1 protein-coding gene is annotated in these 4,377 nt (G+C 45.8%); it reads right to left on the reverse strand.

Annotated features, from left to right (window positions below; genetic code table 11):
• Nucleotides 1–4,377, reverse strand: a 4,377-nt coding sequence (locus D8797_RS10000; protein WP_142999736.1) for a collagen-flanked surface repeat-containing protein, incomplete at both ends; no start/stop codon positions are given.

Here is a 4,377-nt window from a genome sequence, read left to right on the forward strand (position 1 = left end):
TAATGATGATTTACCATCTTCACCCTTAGCTCCTGTTGCACCTGTAGCACCAGTTGCGCCATCTTTGACGATAGTTGTTGAAGTTACTTCACTTGGATCAAGCTTACCGTCACTATTCTTATCAATACCAACTTTAACAGTATGAGTACCGTCGTTGTTGTTAACTACTTCAGTTAATGATGATTTACCATCTTCACCCTTAGCTCCTGTTGCACCTGTAGCACCAGTTGCGCCGTCTTTAACGATAGTCGTTGACGTTACTTCACTTGGATCAAGCTTACCGTCGCCGTTCTTATCGAGTCCAACTTTAACAGTATGAGTACCATCGTTGTTGTTAACTACTTCAGCTAATGGAGACTTACCATCCTTACCGTCTTTAACGATGGTAGATGAGGTTACTTCGTCTGAATCCAACTGACCATTGCCGTTCTTATCGAGTCCGACTTGAACAGTATGGGTGCCATCGTTGTTGTCTAAAACCTTAGCCAATGATGGCTTGCCATCCGCTCCGGTTGCGCCTGTAGCACCAGTTGCGCCGTCTTTAACGATAGTCGTTGACGTTACTTCACTTGGATCAAGCTTACCGTCGCCGTTCTTATCGAGTCCAACTTTAACAGTATGAGTACCATCGTTGTTGTTAACTACTTCAGCTAATGGAGACTTACCATCCTTACCGTCTTTAACGATGGTAGATGAGGTTACTTCGTCTGGATCAAGCTCACCATTTCCGTTCTTATCGAGTCCGACTTGAACAGTATGAGTGCCATCGTTATTGTCTACAACCTTAGCCAATGATGGTTTACCATCCGCTCCAGTTGCGCCTGTAGCTCCAGTTGCGCCAGCTTTTCCATCTTTGACGATAGTTGAAGATGTTACTTCGTCTGGGTCAAGCTGACCGTTGTTGTTCTTATCGAGTCCGACTTGAACTGTGTGTGTGCCGTTATTGTTATCAACAACTTTAGCCAATGGAGACTTGCCATCTTTTCCGTCTTTAACGATAGTAGATGAGGTTACTTCATCTGGATCGAGCTGGCCGTTGCCGTTCTTATCCAGACCAACTTTAACTGTGTGTGTACCGTTATTATTGTCCACAACTTGAGCTAATGATGGTTTTCCATCTTCTCCTTTAGCTCCAGTTGCACCGGTTGCGCCAGTTTCACCTTTATCGCCTTTAGCTCCGGTCGCACCTGTAGCACCAGTGGCACCGGTTGCGCCAGCTTTTCCATCTTTAATGACTGTAGAAGATGTCACTTCATCTGGATCAAGCTGACCATTGTTGTTCTTATCGAGTCCGACTTGAACAGTGTGAGTGCCGTTATTATTATCGACAACCTTAGCTAGTGGAGATTTACCATCCTTACCGTCTTTAACAATGGTAGATGAGGTTACTTCGTCTGGATCCAACTGACCGTTGCCGTTCTTATCAAGTCCAACTTTAACAGTGTGAGTGCCGTTGTTATTATCGACAACTTGGGCTAATGATGGCTTGCCATCTTCTCCTTTAGCTCCAGTTGCACCTGTTGCGCCTGTTTCACCTTTATCACCCTTAGCTCCGGTTGCGCCTGTAGCTCCTGTGGCACCAGCTTTTCCATCCTTACCATCTTTAATGATAGTTGAAGATGTCACTTCGTCTGGATCAAGTTCACCGTTACCATTCTTATCGAGACCGACTTGAACTGTGTGTGTACCATTGTTATTATCGACAACTTGGGCTAATGATGGCTTGCCATCTTCTCCTTTAGCTCCTGTTGCACCGGTAGCACCTGTAGCTCCAGTTGCACCAGCTTTTCCATCTTTAATGACTGTAGAAGATGTCACTTCATCTGGATCCAATTGGCCATTGCCATTCTTATCCAGACCAACTTTAACAGTGTGTGTACCGTCGTTGTTGTCTACGACTTGCGCCAATGATGGCTTGCCATCTTCTCCTTTGGCACCAGTTGCGCCTGTTGCTCCAGTTTCACCTTTATCGCCTTTGGCTCCGGTCGCGCCTGTTGCTCCAGTTTCACCTTTATCACCTTTAGCTCCGGTCGCGCCTGTTGCTCCAGTTGCGCCGGCTTTTCCATCCTTACCATCTTTGATGATTGTAGATGATGTTACTTCGTCTGGATCAAGCTCACCATTTCCGTTCTTATCAAGACCGACTTGAACTGTGTGTGTGCCATTGTTGTTATCAACAACCTTAGCTAGTGGAGATTTACCGTCCTTACCGTCTTTAACGATGGTAGATGAGGTTACTTCGTCTGGATCCAACTGGCCGTTACCATTCTTATCCAGACCAACTTTAACAGTATGCGTACCATCGTTATTGTCTACGACTTGCGCCAATGATGGTTTACCATCTTCACCTTTGGCACCAGTTTCACCTTTATCACCCTTAGCTCCGGTTGCGCCTGTTGCTCCTGTGGCACCAGCTTTTCCATCCTTACCATCTTTAATGATAGTTGAAGATGTCACTTCGTCTGGATCAAGTTCACCGTTACCATTCTTATCGAGACCGACTTGAACTGTGTGTGTGCCATTGTTATTATCGACAACTTTAGCTAGCGGAGATTTACCGTCCTTACCATCTTTAACAATGGTAGATGAGGTTACTTCATCTGGATCCAACTGGCCGTTGCCGTTCTTATCCAGACCAACTTTAACTGTGTGAGTGCCGTTGTTATTATCGACAACTTGGGCTAATGATGGCTTACCATCTTCTCCTTTAGCGCCAGTCGCGCCAGTCGCACCTGTTGCGCCTGTTTCACCTTTATCGCCTTTGGCTCCGGTTGCGCCTGTAGCTCCAGTGGCACCGGTTGCCCCAGCTTTGCCATCCTTACCATCTTTGATGTTTGTAGATGAAGTTACTTCGTCTGGATCAAGCTCACCATTACCGTTCTTATCAAGACCGACTTGAACTGTGTGTGTGCCATTGTTGTTATCAACAACCTTAGCTAGTGGAGACTTACCATCCTTACCGTCTTTGACGATTGTAGATGAGGTTACTTCATCTGGATCCAATTGGCCATTGCCGTTCTTATCAAGTCCAACTTTAACAGTGTGAGTGCCGTTGTTATTATCGACAACTTGGGCTAATGATGGCTTGCCATCTTCTCCTTTAGCTCCTGTTGCACCGGTAGCACCTGTAGCTCCAGTTGCACCAGCTTTTCCATCTTTAATGACTGTAGAAGATGTCACTTCATCTGGATCCAATTGGCCATTGCCATTCTTATCCAAACCGACTTGAACAGTATGGGTGCCGTTGTTGTTATCGACAACCTTAGCTAATGGAGACTTACCATCCTTACCGTCTTTAACGATTGTTGAAGAAGTTACTTCGTCTGGATCCAATTGGCCGTTGCCGTTCTTATCCAGACCAACTTTAACAGTGTGCGTGCCGTTGTTATTATCGACAACTTGGGCTAATGATGGTTTGCCATCTTCTCCTTTAGCACCAGTTGCACCTGTTGCGCCAGTGGCTCCAGTTTCACCTTTATCACCCTTAGCTCCGGTTGCACCTGTGGCACCAGTAGCACCGGTTGCGCCAGCTTTTCCATCCTTACCATCTTTGATGATTGTAGATGATGTTACTTCGTCTGGATCAAGCTCACCATTTCCGTTCTTATCAAGACCGACTTGAACAGTATGGGTGCCATTGTTGTTATCAACAACCTTAGCTAGTGGAGATTTNCCNTCCTTACCNTCTTTAACNATGGTAGATGAGGTTACTTCGTCTGAATCCAACTGACCATTGCCGTTCTTATCGAGTCCGACTTGAACAGTATGGGTGCCATCGTTGTTATCTACAACCTTAGCCAATGATGGCTTGCCATCTGCTCCGGTTGCGCCTGTAGCACCTGTTTCACCTTTATCACCTTTAGCTCCGGTCGCGCCTGTAGCTCCAGTGGCGCCAGCTTTTCCATCCTTACCATCTTTGATGATTGTAGATGATGTTACTTCGTCTGGATCAAGCTCACCATTTCCNTTCTTATCNANACCGACTTGAACAGTATGGGTGCCNTTGTTGTTATCAACAACCTTAGCTAGTGGAGATTTTCCGTCCTTACCATCTTTAACAATGGTAGATGAGGTTACTTCGTCTGGATCCAATTGGCCATTGCCGTTCTTATCCAGACCAACTTTAACAGTGTGCGTGCCGTTGTTATTATCGACAACTTGGGCTAATGATGGCTTACCATCTTCTCCTTTAGCACCAGTTGCACCGGTTGCGCCAGCTTTTCCATCCTTACCATCTTTGATGATTGTAGATGATGTTACTTCGTCTGGATCAAGCTCACCATTTCCGTTCTTATCCAGACCAACTTTAACAGTGTGCGTGCCGTTGTTATTATCGACAACTTGGGCTAATGATGGCTTGCCATCTTCTCCTTTAGC

This window comes from Streptococcus cristatus (assembly GCF_003944225.1).
In the GTDB taxonomy this organism is placed as follows: domain Bacteria; phylum Bacillota; class Bacilli; order Lactobacillales; family Streptococcaceae; genus Streptococcus; species Streptococcus cristatus_K.